At 60.1% G+C, this 16,023-nt stretch carries 13 protein-coding genes; 4 read left to right on the forward strand and 9 right to left on the reverse strand.

Translation table 11 applies throughout. The annotated features are described in order from the left end of the window. The first annotated feature begins 16 nt into the window (after positions 1-16). Both NYR50_RS08015 and NYR50_RS08020 read left to right on the forward strand, forming a co-directional pair. Positions 17-976 (forward strand): sugar-binding transcriptional regulator, encoded by a 960-nt coding sequence (locus NYR50_RS08015; RefSeq protein WP_174008764.1) that lies wholly within the window; start codon positions 17-19, stop codon positions 974-976. Between the two features lie 23 nt (positions 977-999). Beyond that, positions 1,000-1,785: an SDR family oxidoreductase gene (locus NYR50_RS08020; RefSeq protein ID WP_418135588.1), complete on the forward strand. Its 786-nt coding sequence runs from the start codon at positions 1,000-1,002 to the stop codon at positions 1,783-1,785. A gap of 152 nt (positions 1,786-1,937) precedes the next feature. Here the strand turns inward: NYR50_RS08020 and NYR50_RS08025 are convergent, their stop codons facing one another. From NYR50_RS08025 to NYR50_RS08045, 5 genes are all read right to left on the reverse strand, one after another. Continuing rightward, positions 1,938-2,699: an ABC transporter permease gene (locus NYR50_RS08025; protein ID WP_010971948.1), complete on the reverse strand. Its 762-nt coding sequence runs from the start codon at positions 2,697-2,699 to the stop codon at positions 1,938-1,940. After that, complete coding sequence (locus tag NYR50_RS08030) at positions 2,696-3,622, reverse strand: ABC transporter ATP-binding protein (protein WP_418135589.1); 927 nt, start codon at positions 3,620-3,622, stop codon at positions 2,696-2,698. Before NYR50_RS08030 ends, NYR50_RS08025 begins: the two co-directional genes overlap by 4 nt. A gap of 104 nt (positions 3,623-3,726) precedes the next feature. Beyond that, positions 3,727-4,548 carry a sulfite exporter TauE/SafE family protein gene (locus NYR50_RS08035; RefSeq protein ID WP_418135590.1) on the reverse strand — a complete coding sequence of 274 codons (822 nt, stop codon included), beginning with the start codon at positions 4,546-4,548 and terminating at the stop codon, positions 3,727-3,729. A 670-nt stretch (positions 4,549-5,218) separates the two neighbouring features. Then, complete coding sequence (locus NYR50_RS08040) at positions 5,219-6,502, reverse strand: extensin family protein (RefSeq protein WP_418135591.1); 1,284 nt, start codon at positions 6,500-6,502, stop codon at positions 5,219-5,221. 349 nt (positions 6,503-6,851) lie between these two features. Beyond that, entirely contained in the window at positions 6,852-8,666 is a 1,815-nt protein-coding gene (locus NYR50_RS08045; protein ID WP_418135592.1) for a methyl-accepting chemotaxis protein, read from the reverse strand. 242 nt (positions 8,667-8,908) lie between these two features. Here NYR50_RS08045 and NYR50_RS08050 point away from each other — a divergent pair, with 242 nt between their 5' ends. After that, complete coding sequence (locus NYR50_RS08050; protein ID WP_174008771.1) at positions 8,909-9,223, forward strand: DUF1883 domain-containing protein; 315 nt, start codon at positions 8,909-8,911, stop codon at positions 9,221-9,223. Between the two features lie 104 nt (positions 9,224-9,327). Here NYR50_RS08050 and NYR50_RS08055 read toward each other — a convergent pair whose 3' ends face one another. Then, positions 9,328-10,644: a replication-associated recombination protein A gene (locus tag NYR50_RS08055; protein WP_174008772.1), complete on the reverse strand. Its 1,317-nt coding sequence runs from the start codon at positions 10,642-10,644 to the stop codon at positions 9,328-9,330. Further along, positions 10,641-12,047 carry a DegQ family serine endoprotease gene (locus NYR50_RS08060; protein ID WP_418135593.1) on the reverse strand — a complete coding sequence of 469 codons (1,407 nt, stop codon included), beginning with the start codon at positions 12,045-12,047 and terminating at the stop codon, positions 10,641-10,643. The genes NYR50_RS08055 and NYR50_RS08060 overlap by 4 nt, the downstream gene beginning before the upstream one ends. Before the next feature lie 172 nt (positions 12,048-12,219). Here NYR50_RS08060 and NYR50_RS08065 point away from each other — a divergent pair, with 172 nt between their 5' ends. Beyond that, complete coding sequence (locus NYR50_RS08065) at positions 12,220-12,570, forward strand: lysozyme inhibitor LprI family protein (protein ID WP_174008774.1); 351 nt, start codon at positions 12,220-12,222, stop codon at positions 12,568-12,570. Positions 12,571-12,585: 15 nt separating this feature from the next. Here the strand turns inward: NYR50_RS08065 and NYR50_RS08070 are convergent, their stop codons facing one another. Then, a complete protein-coding gene (locus NYR50_RS08070) occupies positions 12,586-13,587 on the reverse strand; it encodes a serine hydrolase domain-containing protein (protein WP_418137274.1) in 1,002 nt (333 codons plus the stop codon). A 433-nt stretch (positions 13,588-14,020) separates the two neighbouring features. Next, positions 14,021-15,856, reverse strand: coding sequence for a dihydroxy-acid dehydratase (ilvD, locus tag NYR50_RS08075; RefSeq protein ID WP_418135594.1), 1,836 nt, complete (start codon positions 15,854-15,856; stop codon positions 14,021-14,023). Positions 15,857-16,023 lie beyond the last annotated feature (167 nt).

The following is a 16,023-nucleotide window of genomic DNA, read 5'->3' on the forward strand; positions in this document are numbered from 1 at the left end:
TCACCATGGAGGGCTTATGGGCAGGATCAACGAACTTCGGATGATATCCCGCGTGGCGCAGATGTATTTCAGCGAACACAAACGGCAGGCGGAAATTGCGCAGCATCTCAACCTGTCGCAGGCCACCGTTTCGCGCATGCTGAAACGTGCGGAGGCGGAAGGCATCGTCCGCACCAGCATCATTCCACCACCGGGCACCTATAGCGATCTGGAAGCGCAGTTGCGCGAGCGATTCGACCTGCCGGAAGCCATCGTCGTTGATTGCAGCGAGGATCGCGACGGTGCGATCATGGCCCGCATCGGCGAAGCGGCAGCGCATTTTCTCGAAGTGACGCTGTCGCAGAACGAGATCATCGGCGTATCCAGCTGGAGCCAGACGATCTTCAAGATGGTGGAAAACATCCATCCGCTGAAGGGAGCCAAGGCGCGTTACATCGTCCAGACACTGGGCGGCATGGGCGATCCTTCCGTGCAGACGCATGCCACCCAGATCACCACCCGGCTGGCGCGGCTCACAGAGGCCGAACCGAAGCTGCTGCCGGTGCCGGGCGTCTCCACATCACGCGAGGCCAAGCTTCTGATGCTGGCCGACCCGTTCGTGCGCGAAACCATCGATCTCTTCGGCTCCATTACGCTCGCCATCGTCGGCGTCGGCGCAGTCGAACCGTCAGAGCTTCTCGCCCGGTCCGGCAACATCTTCTCTGCCAAAGAGCTTGCCGATCTCGCCCAGGCGGGTGCGGTTGGCGACATATCGCTGCGCTTCTTCGACAAGGACGGCAAGCCGGTCAAGACGCCGCTCGACGACCGGGTCATCGGCCTGCCGCTGGAAAATCTCTCGAATGTCGACCGCGTCATTGCGCTGGCCGGCGGCTCGAAAAAGACCGAGGCGATTGCCGGTGCGCTCAGAACCGGTGTGATCGACGTGCTCGTCACCGATAAATTCACCGCCGAACGACTGGTCGGCCAGGAAACATAGCCAAAACCCATAAAGGAGGAGACATGAGGCGCTTTGAAGGTCAATCCGTATTCGTGACCGGAGGCAACAAGGGCATCGGTTACGGCATCGCCCGCCGTTTTGCCGAGGAAGGCGCAAAAGTCGCCATCGCCTCTGTCGACAAGGACACACATGACGCCGCTAAAAAACTGGCGGACGAAACCGGCACCGCCACCCACGGCGTCATCCTCGATGTGCGGGATGCGGCAGCGGTGCGCGACGCCTATGGCGCTGCGGAAGAGGCAATAGGCCCGCTTTCCATCTCCGTCCAGAACGCCGGCGTCATCACTATCTCAAAGATCGAGGATCTGACGCAGGAACAGTGGGATTTGAACCTCGACGTCAACACCAAGGGCGCGTTCCTCTGCTGCCAGGAGGCTATCCGTCGCTTCCGCGCAAGCGGCACGAAAGGCCGCCTCGTCAACACCGCTTCCGGTCAGGCACGGCAGGGTTTCATCTACACACCGCATTATGCCGCGTCCAAATTCGGCGTAATCGGTCTGACGCAAAGCCTTGCAAAGGAACTGGCGCCTGAGGGCATCACCGTCAACGCCATTTGCCCGGGCATCATCCATACCGAAATGTGGGATTATAACGACCGCGTCTGGGGCCAGATGCTGGGCGATTACAAACCCGGTGAACTGATGGCCGAATGGGTGCGCAACATCCCCATGCGTCGCGCCGGAACGCCGGCGGAAGTGGCCGCGCTGGTGGCGTTTCTGGCATCAGAGGATGCCGCCTATATCACCGGCCAGACGATAAATGTCGATGGCGGGTTGATCATGTCTTGAGGGCTTATTAGCCTCTCCTTCGTCATCCTCGGGCTTGTCCCGAGGATACAATCACGTTCAATTAAATCAATCGGTTGCAGATCCTCGGGACAAGCCCGAGGATGACGTCGCGTATGAGGAAAGCTTCCCGCGATCTCTGACGATTTGAGCCGTCAGTTGCGCAGCCGATACCCCGTCTTGAACATCCAGGCGACAACACCGAGGCAAACCGCCAGAAACAGCGTGATCATCGCAAGGCTGATCACCGGATTGACGTCGGCGATCTCATAAAAACTCCAGCGGAAACCGCTGATGAGATAAAGCACCGGATTGAAGTGGCTGACCGTCTGCCAGAACGGCGGCAGCATGTCGATGGAATAGAAGCTGCCGCCAAGGAACGTCAACGGCGGCACCACCAGCATGGGGATGAGGTTCAGCTGTTCGAAATTCGTCGCCCAGATGCCGATGATGAAGCCGAACAGGCTGAAACTGACAGCCGTCAGCACGAAGAACAGCACCATCATGAACGGATGGGCAATGGTGATATCCACGAAGAATGACGCGGTTATCAGAATGATCGTGCCGATCATCAGCCCCTTGGTCGCCGCAGCGCCAACATAACCCGCAACGATTTCCGTCATCGACACGGGCGCCGACAATATCTCGTAGACCGTGCCGGTGAATTTGGGGAAATAAATGCCGAAGGAGCCGTTGCTGATACATTGCGTCAGAAGCGTCAGCATGATGAGGCCGGGCGTTATGAACGCACCGTAGGAAACGCCGCCAACTTCCTGAATCCGCGAACCGATTGCCGTTCCGAACACGATGAAATAAAGCGATGTGGAAATGACGGGCGACACCACGCTCTGCAGCAGGGTGCGGCGGGTGCGCGCCATTTCGAAGAGGTAGATGGACTTGATGGCTTCGAAATTCATTTCTGGCCTCCCACCAGCGAAACGAAGATATCCTCGAGCGAGCTTTGCCGCGTCGAAATATCCTTGAAATGGATGTTGGCGGCGGAAAGAGCGCCCAGGAGATCGGCGATGCGTCCCTGCTCGCCATTCCCCTCGATTTCGTAGGTGAGCGTGCTGCGGTCGTCCGAAAGCGTCAGGGCAAAGGGGGCGAGAGTGTCAGGCAACCGTTCCACCGGCTGCGCCAGTTCAAGGAAAAGCTGTTTGCGGCCGAGCTTCTTCATAAGCGCGGTCTTCTCTTCCACCAGCAGCAATTCGCCGCCGTTGATGACACCCACCCGGTCGGCTATTTCTTCCGCCTCCTCGATGTAGTGCGTCGTCAGAATGATGGTGACGCCCTTGGCGCGCAGCTCGGAAACGACATTCCACATGTCGCGGCGCAAGGTCACATCCACGCCGGCGGTCGGCTCGTCCAGAAAAAGCACCTTAGGCTCATGCGCAAGCGCCTTGGCGATCAGCACACGACGCTTCATGCCGCCGGAAAGCTCCCGCAGCATGTTGTCTTTCTTGTCCCACAACGACAGGGACTTCAGAATGCTTTCGATCAGCGCCGGGTTCTTCTTCTGCCCGTGCAGGCCGCGCGAGAAACTGACCGTGTTCCACACGGTCTCGAACATGTCCGTCGTCAGTTCCTGAGGCACGAGGCCGATGAGTGCGCGGGTCTGCCGGAAATCCTTCACCACATTGTGGCCGCCGACAAGCACCGAACCTTCACCCGGATTGACGAGGCCGCAGACGATGGAAATCAGCGTCGTCTTGCCGGCACCGTTCGGGCCGAGAAGGGCAAGGATTTCCCCCTCTTTAATATCGAGGCTGACGCCTTTGAGCGCCTGAAAGCCATTTGCGTAGGATTTTGTCAGATTCCGTATGGAAACAATGGCATTCATGACGAACTCTTTTGGAAATCGAGTGAGATGAACGCCATATAGGCCGCAGAGGTTGCAAAAGCCAGCCCGGTGGACTGAACACTGCGTTCGGCATAGACGGAAAATCAGCCGTAAACGCTATAGAAAAACTGCGCGGCGACGAAGACCAGAAACACGCCGAAGGCCCTCTCCAGTTGCTTCTTGCTGAGCGCATGGGCAAGCCGCGCGCCATAGGGAGCGACGAGAAGCGTGATGGGGATGAGCAGCACCACGGCGATCCAGTTGATGAAACCGGTCGAAAACGGTGGCAGACCCGCATCGCCCCAGCCGGCCCAGATATAGCCTAGAAGGCCCGGCAGCGAGATCAGCACACCGACGCCGGAGGAGGTGGCGACGGCCTGATGGATCGTTCGCCCGTAAAGCGTCATGAAGGTATTGTTCATCACCCCGCCACCCACACCCATCAGGCCGGACAGAAGGCCGATGCCTGTGCCGACCAGAAACCGGGCCGGGTTTTTCGGCAGGTCGGAGCCGAGTTGCCAGCTCGCCCGGTTGACGATCATCCGGAAGGCGAGCGCGAGTGCGATGAAGGCGAAGATCAGCCGCAACGCGACGCTGGAAGCATGGGCCGCCACAACGGAGGCGAGGATGGTGCCGAGCGGCACGGCGATAATCCACCCCTTCAGCAGATCGATATCGACCGCGCCCTTCTGGCGATGCGTCAGGAACGAACGGATGGAGGTCGGCACGATGATGGCAAGCGAAGTGCCGAGCGAAAGATGCATGCGCACCGCCTCCGGCACGTCCAGAAGCCCGAAGACATGATAGAAGACCGGCACCAGCACCGCACCACCGCCAATGCCGAACAGCCCTGCCAGAAGTCCGGCCACCACACCCGCGGCCGCTAGGGCGGCGGCAAAGACCAGTATCTCTGAAACAGGGGGCATGAAAGCGGTCTCCGAGGGCCGTTGTCACAAACATGTGACGCTCATAGCGTATCAGAAAAGCGCGGCAAGCCATGTTGGCCGCAGGTCAGTACGGCGCGATGTCTTTTGCCGCATATCCGCGCCGGATGGACCACTCTGTGGGATCGTTTTCCCACTGCATGCCCTTGCAAAGACGCCGATATCCCCCCGATAAGGCAGTCTTCTTCACCGGCCTTCGGGCCGGTCTTTTTTTGTGCATGTGACAGGGGCATATGTGTTGGGAGATGGATGCCAACGCCCTCCCTCCGTCATTGCGGCTCATCCTCGGGCTTCGGGGACGGGAATGACGGTCCATTGGGGTCGAGCGTGGGTGTAGTTTACCCCCCTCTGCCCTGCCGGGCATCTCCCCCTCAAGGGGGGAGATAGGCAGGAGGCGCTACCGCTACTTCATTCTCAAACGTTGAGATGGGCAAGACCTTGCCGCAGATCGATCTCCCCCCTTGAGGGGGAGATGCCCGGCAGGGCAGAGGGGGGAAGCCTCACGCACCTCCGGTTCGTTGCCAACGGACAACCTACTGAAAGCTCACACCTGGAGCACCGGAGCGAAAACTGTATTGCGGTTTTCGGAAAGTCCGATGCTCAAACAAGAACTGAGAGCAGCGGGACCGATTTCGGTTTATCTATCGCCGCTCTAATCACAATGCCTGTAACCGGACTTGCGCGTGCGCAGGTCGAAGTGAAAATGGTTCCAGTGATTGGGATCGCTGCCCGGCCCGAGAACGGTGGAGAAATATTTGCAGCTGTCGGATCTCACTGCCTTCAAAAGTGCCTTTTCGCGGAAGGCAAAGAAGCTCTTGCTGCGGACGTCGATCTCCTTGCCGTTCTTCAGCGTGATGGTGCCGATATCGATGGCATTGCCGCGCGCATGTTCGGACCACGGATTGCTGGAACGCGAATTCATCTTGCGGCAGGAATAACCGCCCATCGGCGTGATGCGGCCAACGCCGGAGAGGTAGCGGAAGCGCGAGGACGGCACGAGCTCGAACTTCACCCATTTGGCGAAGGCAAGCGTGACCTGGCAATTGAGCTTCACCGCCGGACGAATTGCAACGCCGCTGGCAAGACCGCTGAGTTCAATCGGATAATCGATGCCGCAGGTCGGGCCGTCGGCAATACGCGCGACGTCACGGAAGGCGACGCCGAGGCGGCGCAATTCGCTGCGGCAGGCAACTTCGGAAGATGGCATGACGCCTGGCGGCATCGACCGGTTGCTCTGCATCGGGCCACCCGCCATCGGATCGTTTGGCATCAGCATTGCGACTTCCTCCACCGGCTGGCGGCGGGAAGAGGAGCCAACTGGCGGCGGCGGTATCAGCCGCGATTGACTGGTGCTCTGTTGCCGGCGAGGAGGAGAGACGGCAACTGGATTATCGGTGCCGATGCCATCGACCACCGGCTGCGCCGAAGCGCCTTCGGCAATATCGGCATCCTGTTCTTCGGCAAGTCCGCGAACCGGCTCCACGCCCAGCATGGAATCCATGTTCACGCCGCCCTCGCCTTCGGCGTTCTGGTTGCTGGCCAACTGCTGCCCGGGCATGGTCTGGGCTTGCATGGGTTGCGCCGGCATGTTGGTATGACCGCTGGCCGCCATGCGCGCCTGATGCTGAGAATCGAGTGTGGAATACCCCTGCCCGGCCTGCGGCGATTGCAGCAGCGGATCCTGCGAGGCGTAAGGTTCCGGCATCGGCTGCGACATGGTGGAGGGATAATCGGCACCCTGCCCGGCCCGTTCGACCTGATTGACCGCGCCCGCCGGCGCGCTGTAACCCTGCTGCCGCGACGAGCGAATGGCGCTGACGCGCGTGGTGCCGTCCACCTCGGCCGGAGGCACGAGACCCTCCGCCGAACACGACACCATGACCGTGGAAATCATCAGCAACGTCACAAGACGACGCGGAAGGGAAACATACGCCATACGAGAACCTGTACCTTCAGCGGCCGCAATCGCGGCAATACAGGACAAATTTTAAAGAAATGAGGTAAATGAAACCTTATTGGTTGCGGGAAATAACGAATGGCTAGTTTTGCGGTCCATCTGATGCAAAAGCCCGGCCCAGCCGCATCCGTGGGGAGGAGAAAGTTCGAAGACCTCCCCGCCGTCATGCTCGGGCCTGTTCCGAGCATCTGCAACCGATTGATTTTACGAGCCGTGGTTGGATCCTCGGCACGAGCCCGAGGATGACGTCGAGTGTGGGTGAAGGTCCATCAACACGCAAAGGGCGCAGCCAAAGCCGCGCCCTCCACTTATTGAAAAACGGATCAAATCAAGCCGCCCGCGAAACCGCGCGTCCTGCGCCCTGCCCCAGTTCGAAGCGTGAAAGCAGCGCCCGCAGCTGCTGGCTTTCCGCGGCGAGCGTCTGGCTGGCCGCGGTCGTTTCTTCCACCATGGCGGCGTTCTGCTGGGTCATCTGGTCCATGTGGTTGACGGAGGTGTTGATCTCCTGCAGGCCGGTCGCCTGTTCCCGCGCCGCTGTGGCGATGGAGTTCACATGGCCATCGACGCGGTTGACCAGCGCCACGATCTCGTCCAGCGCATCGCCGGTGGAACGCACCAGCGCGACGCCACCGCCCACTTCCTCCGCCGAGCGGTTGATAAGCGTCTTGATCTCCTTGGCGGCATTGGCGGAGCGTTGCGCCAGTTCCCGCACCTCCTGCGCCACCACGGCAAAACCGCGACCCGCCTCGCCGGCACGCGCCGCCTCGACACCGGCATTCAGCGCCAGAAGGTTGGTCTGGAAAGCGATTTCGTCGATGACCGAGATGATCTGCCCGATGCGTTTCGAGGAATCCTCGATACGTCCCATGGCATCGACTGCGTTGCGGACGATCTCACCCGAACGGCCGGCGCTGGTTTTTGTGTCCTGCACCATCTGCCGGGCTTCATTGGCGCGCTCGGAGGCGGTGCGTACCGTCGCGGTGATCTCATCGAGAGCGGCCGCCGTTTCCTCCAGCGCTGCCGCCTGCTGTTCGGTGCGGCGGGAAAGATTGCCGGTCGCGCCGCTGATGTCGGAGGCGCTGTCATTGACGACGTGGCCGGTTCTCGCAATCGCCTCGATCGCGCCATGCAGCGCGCCGACGGCACGATTGAAATCCACACGCAGTTTTTCATAGTCCGAGCCGATATCGGCAAGTTCGACCGTCAGATCGCCATTGGCAAGCGTCTCAAGCGCATGCCCCAGCCGCTCCATGGCATGGGCCTGACGCTCGGATGCGGAACGCAGAACCATCTCGTTGCCGTGCCGCGCCTCCTCCAGCGCCCGCTGCTGATCGGCCTCGCGGGCCTGCAGCGCGCTGCGTTCATTGACACTGTCACGCAATACCAGAAGCGTTTTGGCAATCGCACCGATTTCATCGCCGCGGTCGGCAAACTGGATTTCGGCCGCGCCGTCACCATCGGCGATCCGCTTCATGCTCTGGCGGATAAGATCGATCGGCCGTGTCACGCTACGCACCACGAAGGCGGCGACGCCAACGACCAGAAGGCCCACCACGACACAAAGGCCGCCGTTAAAATAGGCGTCGCGCCAGAATACGGCCTCGAGATCATCGACATAAACGCCGGTGCCGACAATCCAGCCCCAGGGGGCGAAGCCAGCGACATGGGAAAATTTCTCGACCGGATCCGGTGCACCGGGCTTCGGCCAGTAATAATCGACAAAACCCTGACCGCCCGCCTTCACCGTATTCACGAATTCCACGAACAGCGCCTTGCCGTTCGGATCCTTGTTGGCGGTGAGGTCCGTGCCACTCATTTCAGGCTTGATCGGGTGCATCACCATGGTGGGATGCATGTCATTAATCCAGAAATAACCGCTACCATTGCCATAACGCATCGCCGCGATCGTTGTTTTCGCCTGCTGTTGCGCCGCCTCCCGCGTCAGGCTTCCGCCCTGCTCCAGCTGGTAATATTGCTTGATAATGGCGACGGCCGTTTCGTTCATCGCTGCCAGCCCGGCTTTGCGCTCGCGCTCCATCTCGCGATAACTTTCAAACAGGCTGAATGTGAGAGCCGCAGCCAGTATTGCCAGAAACAATGCGACGAGCGCATAAAGGCGCATAGAGATTGTTACGTTTTTCATGTTCCCCCCAACATCGCCGAATGCACTTCGACCAGGCGATGTTAACGGCAAGAAATTTATTATTATTAAATACGAATATTATACGATGGTCTTATTCCAGGGCTCGATGAAAACATCATTGCATCGTTCCGAATTACGACATCAGGCGTGAAATTTCGGACCCGCCACCGTCATTTAAAGACAGCGTTAACCGTGCCGCCCCTATCCTTCCTGTCCGAAATGGCTCTACAGGGAGGCGCGCGATGGTCCGGCCGAATTTCCGCTATACGCATTATGACCTGAAGGAATTGCGGGCTGGCACCACGCTTGAAATATCGTTGTCGTCCGTCAACAATGTCCGGCTGATGACGGGTGCGAATTTCCAGCGTTTCACTGAATTGCTCGACTTCAAATACCTCGGCGGCGTCGCCAAAAAATCACCGATCCGCATCGCCGTTCCGGAAACCATGCACTGGCACCTGATCATCGATGCCGAGGGCCATACCGGTCTGGCAGAATCCTCCGTCAAGATGCTACCCGCGCAGCCGCAGGCAACGCTCCATCGCAAGGCATCCTGATTTCTTTTAAAAACAGTGGGTTGCCGCGATTTCGCGACTCACTTTGCCAGCCGCTTGATTCTCTTTCTCAAGATCACAGGGAATGTACCCCGGCCGCATGGAGACTAGCGCGACCCGCGCTCGCGGCGCAGCTTCGCCCACCAGTCGAGCCGTTTGCGGATTTCCCGCTCGAAACCCCTGTCCGGCGGATCGTAAAAGGTCGTGCGCCCCATTTTCTCCGGGAAATAATCCTGCCCGGAAAAGGCGTCGGGTTCGTCATGGTCATAACGGTAACCGTCGCCATACCCTTCGCCCTTCATGAGCTTGGTCGGTGCGTTGAGAATATGTTTCGGCGGCACCAGCGAGCCGTTCTCCTTAGCCGCCCGCATCGCAGCCTTGAAGGCGGTATAAACGGCGTTGGATTTCGGCGCGGTGGCGAGATAAACGCATGCCTGCGCCAGCGCGAGTTCCCCTTCCGGCGAGCCTAGATAATCATAGGCATCCTTGGCCGCATTGCAGACCGCTAGCGCCTGTGGGTCGGCAAGGCCGATATCCTCTACCGCCATGCGCACCAGCCTCCGCCCGAGATAAAGCGGGTCTTCACCGGCATCGAACATACGGGCGAGATAATAAAGTGCCGCATCCGGGTCGGAACCGCGCACGGACTTATGCAGCGCGGAAATGAGATTGTAGTGGCCGTCCTGGCCCTTGTCGTAAACCGGAGCGCGGCGCTGCACGATGCGGGTCAGCCCTTCGGTATCGAAGGTCTCATCCTTGCGCGCCGCCCGCCAGACCTCTTCGGCAAGCGTCAGCACGGCGCGGCCATCGCCATCGGCCATGCGGATGAGGCTTGCGCGCGCCTCTTCCGTCAGCGGCAAGGGTTTACCCTCGGCCTCCTCGGCGCGCTTCAGAAGTTCGCTCAGGCTATCCTCGTCGTGCGAACCGAATGTCAGGACACGCGCGCGCGACAAAAGAGCGGCGTTTAGCTCGAAGGACGGGTTTTCGGTGGTGGCGCCCACGAGAATGATGGTGCCGTCTTCCATGACCGGCAGGAAACTATCCTGCTGGGCGCGGTTGAAACGATGGATTTCGTCAACAAAAAGCAGCGTCTGCCGGCCATTCATTCGGCGCGTGCGCGCTGCCTCGAAAACCTTCTTGAGATCGGCAACACCGGAAAAGATCGCCGATATCTGCTCGAAGGCCAGCCCCGCCTCGCCAGACAGCAGGCGGGCAACCGTGGTCTTGCCGGTTCCTGGCGGCCCCCAGAAGATCATTGATCCGAGTGAGCCGCTGTCGATCATGCGGCGCAGAACGCCCTCTTCGCCCGTCAGATGTGGCTGCCCGCTCACCTCCGCCAGCGTTTTCGGACGCAGACGATCGGCAAGAGGCCGCCGGTTGGCGACCTCGACAGGCACTTGCGGGGCGAAGAGGTCGTCGCTCATCGCAGGAACTGCCGGATACGCTGCCCGTCGCGCAGGATTTCCACACGCCAGAAGCCGGGATTGTCGTCCAGCGCCTTTTCAACCGCAGCGGTGGAGCCGATATCCGCACCGTTCAGCGACAGGATGACATCCTTCGGCTGGAAACCGACGCGATAGGCCGGTGAGCCACGCTTCACATCGGTGATGACGACACCGGTCACCTGCGAAGGCATGCGCAATTCATCCGCAAGCTTCGGCGAGAGGTTGGCGACGGTAGCACCTGCGAAGGGATTGCGGCCTTCGAGCAGCCGCTCATCACGCGGCGCGGTTTCGGGTGCCGTATTGAGAGCGATGGTCAGCTTCTTTTCTTTGCCCTTTTCCACCACCGTCAATTCGGCCGACTTGCCGATGCCGGCCGTCGTCAGGCGATAACCCAGCGCATCAGGATGCTCCACTTCCAGGCCATTGACGGCTGTCACCACCTGTCCGGGCTCGATACCAGCCTTCTCCGCCGGACCACCCTTGGTGACGCCGACGACGAGCGCGCCGCGGGCGCGATGCAGGCCGAGCGCTTCCGCGACATCTGATGTTACCGGATCGAAAGTCGCACCGATATAGGGCCTCTGGAAGTTCGCGTCGCCACGCTCCGCGGCCGCTACGAACACCCGAACCAGATTGGCGGGGATGGCAAAACCGATGCCGTTCGACCCGCCGCCCTTGGAAAAGATCGCGGTATTGATGCCGATCAGCTCACCCGCCATGTTCATCAGCGCGCCGCCGGAATTGCCGGGGTTGATGGAAGCGTCAGTCTGGATGAAGAAGCCGAAATCACCCTGCGTCACCTGGTTGCGCGCAAGACCGGAGACGATACCGCTCGTCACCGTCTGCCCTACCCCGAAGGGGTTGCCGATGGCGAGCACCAGATCGCCCACCTCGATCTTGTCGGAATCGCCGAGCGACAGCACGGGGAACTGCTCCTTGGCATCGATCTGCAACACAGCGAGATCAACCCGGTCGTCCTTCATCAGCACCTTGGAGGAAAACTCGCGACCATCCGCCAGCGCCACCTTGATGTCATCAGCGCCGTCGATGACGTGATTGTTCGTCACCACAAGGCCGCCCGCCGTCACGATCACGCCAGAGCCGAGCGATGACTGCTTTTCCGTGCGGTTCGGCATCTGCTGGCCGAAAAACTGCTCGAAGAAGGGATCACCGGCAAAAGGGGAAACACGCCGCTGCACGACGCGCTCGGCATAGACATTCACCACAGCACCTGCCGTGCGCTTCACCAGCGGCGCGAAGGAGAGCTGCATTTCCGTGTGGCTTGCCGGCACGGTCTTGTTGTCCTGCGCCGCAGCACCCACGGGCAGGAGAACGAGCGCGGCGAGAAAGCCGGTGGACAGATACTTCAACACGCTTCGCATGTGATTCCTCATCGTCATCAGTATGATGGAGTTATAACGCCAAAGCCTGTAAAGCAAAGAGCGGCAAGATGATGGCCGCAATTATCCCGGCAGAGATCGGCCGGCGCAATTGGAACCAACAGCACCCATTTTTGGTTTCAGCCGACAAGACTGTCCTTAGAAGAGACGATCCATGCATCTGAAACCCACCCTCCTCGCCTCCGGCATCCTTCTCGCCTCCTCCCTCGTTTCACCGGCCAGCGCCGCAAGCTTCGATTGCACCAAGACCGATCTGGCGGCCGATGAAAAAGCGATCTGCGATAACCGCGCGCTGAACGACCAGGATGTGAAGATGGCCACCACCTTCGACATCCTCACCCAGCTAATGGCGATGGGCGCGCGCGATACCTTGCGCGACGAACAGAGCAAATGGCTGAAGAAACGCCAGGAATGCGCAGCCGATGTCGCCTGCCTGACGGGCGCCTATGAGGAACGCATGAAGCGCCTCGGCGAAGCGTTCCAGAGCATCAACCGTCCGCTCTGAGCGTTATCGCCTGCCTCACACTGCACGGATGATGTTTTCCATGAGGCCATGCAGCTGGTCGCGATACCCGGTTCTGGCCGAAGGCGCATCCTCACGCGAGGTCATGACCACGGACAGCCGTCTGGCGGGCACGATATAGAGCATCTGCCCGCCGTAACCCCAGGCGTAATACACCGTCTCCCCCGCCATTTCCTTGATGAACCAGCAATAACCGTAACCATCGCCGTTGAAGACGGAATTGGTGCGCTGCTGCCAGGACTGGCTGATCCATTCCTGCGAGATAAGCCGCTCACCATCGGGCGTTACGCCGCCAAGACGATAGAGCTCACCAAAGGCCAGCAGGGAACGCGCCGTCATCGCCATCTGGTTGCCACCGAGATAGATGCCCTGCGGATCGCGTTCCCAGCCGCCAATGGCGAACCCTTCAAGCGGCCGGAACCAGTCTCGGGCAAGAGAAAGCGTCGAGCGGCCCGACGCTTTCGTTAATATCGCCGAAAGCAGATGTGTGGAGGCCGTGGAATAAAGCATGGCGCCGCCAGGCTCTCCCGCGAAACCGGACCCCAGCGCCATTCTCACCCAGTTGCGGCTGGCAACCCAGCGGCCATAATTCGGGCCGGACATGCGCTCCAGACCGGATTGCATGGAAAGAAGATTGCCCACGGTAATCCGCTCCAGCCGCGGATCGGGGTTAGGCGGAAAATCACCGCGCAGGATGGTCGCGATCGGCTGATCTGCGCCCTCAATGATCTTGCGATCGATCGCCATGCCCACCAGCGCCGAAATGACCGACTTCGAGGCCGACTTGATATTGGTGGAGCCGTTGAGGCTGGCGCCATGATAGGCGCGGCTCGCAACATCCTCGCCATCGATGCTGACGATCACCGCCTTGAGGCTGGAAAGTGCATCCGCCTGCCTCAGCAACGGATCGAAACGGATGTTGTTGCCGGCGCTTTGCGCGCGGGCCAGCGGAGCAAAAGGCAGCGAGGCGATGAGGGCGAGTGCGGTTCGTCTTTTCATGGTGATGAAGTTAGGCATCGCCGCGTTCTGAAAAAGGGTCGCTGGACGAACATCACTCCAATGTGACTGCTGGATAGGAAGCAGCCTGTAAGTAGTTTCGTATTTACGATGGAAAAACAGGATGTTAAAGGCGGCAGAAGAATCACCCTGTGAGGCAATTGAATCTGTTTATGAGCTGGGCTTCACACCAAATTCAGACAGCAAAAAGCCGCCCCGAAGGGCGGCTGATCGAACAATTGCAGATCGCACATCACTCTCGACGTCATCCTCGGGCCTGTCCCAAGGATCTATCCACGTCGCGTAGTATCGGTCGGTTGCAGATGCTCGGGACAAGCCCGAGCATGACGGATGAGAGCTTTCCGGTCCTAGTCAGCGAGCTCCAGCCACCGCGCAACGGGACGGTTAATTAACTCCCGCCCCACTCTGCGACAGCTTACTCCGGCAGAATCCGCACAGCACCCTTGTCCGCGCTCGACGCAAAGGCCGCATAGGCCTTCAGTGCTGTCGTGACATTACGCTTGCGCGGCGCTTCCGGCTTCCAGCCCTTTTCTTCCTGCTCGGCCCGGCGCGCGGCCAGTTCCGCATCCGAAACCTTGAGGTTGATGGTGCGGTTCGGAATGTCGATCTCGATCAGGTCGCCCTGACGCACGAGGCCGATGGCGCCGCCCTGTGCCGCTTCCGGCGAGGCATGGCCGATGGACAGGCCTGACGTGCCACCGGAGAAGCGACCATCGGTGATGAGCGCGCAGGCTTTGCCGAGGCCCTTGGACTTGAGGTAGCTGGTCGGATAGAGCATTTCCTGCATGCCCGGCCCGCCCTTCGGCCCTTCGTAGCGGATGACGACGACGTCGCCCGCCTTGACCTCGTTGCCGAGAATGCCCTTCACGGCCGCGTCCTGACTTTCGTAAACGACTGCCGATCCGTTGAATTTCAGGATGGATTCATCAACGCCCGCCGTCTTCACGATGCAGCCATCGAGTGCGATGTTGCCGTAAAGCACAGCGAGACCACCATCCTTGGAGAAAGGCTTCTCGACCGAGCGGATAACGCCATTGTCGCTGTCGGTGTCCAGATCATCCCAGCGCGAGGACTGGCTGAAGGCAACCTGGGTCGGCACGCCGCCGGGGGCCGCCTTGAAGAATTCGCGCACCGTTTCGCTGTTGGTGCGGGTGATATCCCAGCGGTCGATGGCATCGCCAAGCGTCGCCTCGTGCACGGTATAGGTATCGCGGTTGATGAGACCGCCGCGTTCCAGCTCGCCGAGAATGCGCATGATGCCGCCGGCGCGATGAACGTCTTCCATATGCACGTCCTGTTTGGCCGGCGCGACCTTGGAAAGGCAGGGAACCTTGCGGGAAAGACGGTCGATATCCTCCATGCCGAAATCTACGCCGCCCTCGTGGGCTGCCGCCAGAATATGCAGAACCGTATTGGTGGAGCCACCCATGGCAATATCCAGCGACATGGCGTTTTCAAATGCCGCCTTGTTGGCGATGGTGCGCGGCAGAACGGTCTCGTCGTCCTGCTCGTAATAACGGCGGGCCAGATCGACGATCAGGTGGCCGGCTTCGACGAACAGGCGCTTGCGATCCGAGTGGGTGGCAAGCGTCGAGCCGTTGCCGGGCAAGGACAGGCCGAGCGCCTCGGTCAGACAGTTCATGGAGTTGGCCGTGAACATGCCGGAACAGGAACCGCAGGTCGGGCAGGCGGAACGTTCGATGATCTTGACATCCTCATCGGAAATCTTGTCGTCGGCAGCAGCCACCATCGCATCGACCAGATCGAGCGCAACCGTCTTGCCGTGCAGAACCACCTTGCCCGCTTCCATCGGACCACCGGACACGAAAACGGCGGGAATGTTGAGGCGCATCGCCGCATTCAGCATGCCGGGCGTGATCTTGTCGCAGTTGGAAATACAGACCATCGCATCGGCGCAATGGGCATTGACCATATATTCGACCGAGTCAGCGATGATCTCGCGCGACGGCAGCGAATAGAGCATGCCGTCATGGCCCATGGCGATGCCGTCATCAACCGCAATCGTGTTGAATTCCTTGGCAACACCGCCGGCCGCCTCGATTTCGCGGGCAACCAGCTGGCCGAGATCCTTCAGATGCACATGGCCCGGCACAAACTGCGTAAATGAATTGACCACCGCGATGATCGGCTTGCCGAAATCGCTGTCCTTCATGCCGGTGGCGCGCCAAAGGCCGCGCGCGCCCGCCATGTTGCGGCCGTGGGTTGTCGTTCTGGAGCGATAGGCTGGCATGGTGTTTTCCTCGATCTCTCGGCGAAGGCGTTTGTCCACAACACAGACAAACCGCCCTCACCCCATTTTGCAGTTTTTCTAGCGCAAACCGCACACGCTGTCACTGTCACCTTCAGGCAAAACAGTACGGTTCGGTACGGTACGCTTTCTATTCAGCGCCATCTTCA

The organism is Agrobacterium sp. El2ro-1b, assembly GCF_048298475.1.
Classification (GTDB): Bacteria; Pseudomonadota; Alphaproteobacteria; order Rhizobiales; family Rhizobiaceae; genus Agrobacterium; species Agrobacterium fabrum.

Bases quoted from the DNA above. Each gene is read 5' to 3' on its own strand.
- NYR50_RS08050 (WP_174008771.1), top strand. From the start codon at position 8,909: ATGGTCCGGCCGAATTTCCGCTATACGCATTATGACCTGAAGGAATTG.
- NYR50_RS08045 (WP_418135592.1), bottom strand. From the start codon at position 8,666: ATGAAAAACGTAACAATCTCTATGCGCCTTTATGCGCTCGTCGCATTG.
- NYR50_RS08025 (WP_010971948.1), bottom strand. From the start codon at position 2,699: ATGAATTTCGAAGCCATCAAGTCCATCTACCTCTTCGAAATGGCGCGC.
- NYR50_RS08015 (WP_174008764.1), top strand. From the start codon at position 17: ATGGGCAGGATCAACGAACTTCGGATGATATCCCGCGTGGCGCAGATG.
- NYR50_RS08030 (WP_418135589.1), bottom strand. From the start codon at position 3,622: ATGAATGCCATTGTTTCCATACGGAATCTGACAAAATCCTACGCAAAT.
- NYR50_RS08035 (WP_418135590.1), bottom strand. From the start codon at position 4,548: ATGCCCCCTGTTTCAGAGATACTGGTCTTTGCCGCCGCCCTAGCGGCC.
- NYR50_RS08060 (WP_418135593.1), bottom strand. From the start codon at position 12,047: ATGCGAAGCGTGTTGAAGTATCTGTCCACCGGCTTTCTCGCCGCGCTC.
- ilvD (WP_418135594.1), bottom strand. From the start codon at position 15,856: ATGCCAGCCTATCGCTCCAGAACGACAACCCACGGCCGCAACATGGCG.
- NYR50_RS08070 (WP_418137274.1), bottom strand. From the start codon at position 13,587: ATGAAAAGACGAACCGCACTCGCCCTCATCGCCTCGCTGCCTTTTGCT.
- NYR50_RS08040 (WP_418135591.1), bottom strand. From the start codon at position 6,502: ATGGCGTATGTTTCCCTTCCGCGTCGTCTTGTGACGTTGCTGATGATT.
- NYR50_RS08020 (WP_418135588.1), top strand. From the start codon at position 1,000: ATGAGGCGCTTTGAAGGTCAATCCGTATTCGTGACCGGAGGCAACAAG.
- NYR50_RS08065 (WP_174008774.1), top strand. From the start codon at position 12,220: ATGCATCTGAAACCCACCCTCCTCGCCTCCGGCATCCTTCTCGCCTCC.
- NYR50_RS08055 (WP_174008772.1), bottom strand. From the start codon at position 10,644: ATGAGCGACGACCTCTTCGCCCCGCAAGTGCCTGTCGAGGTCGCCAAC.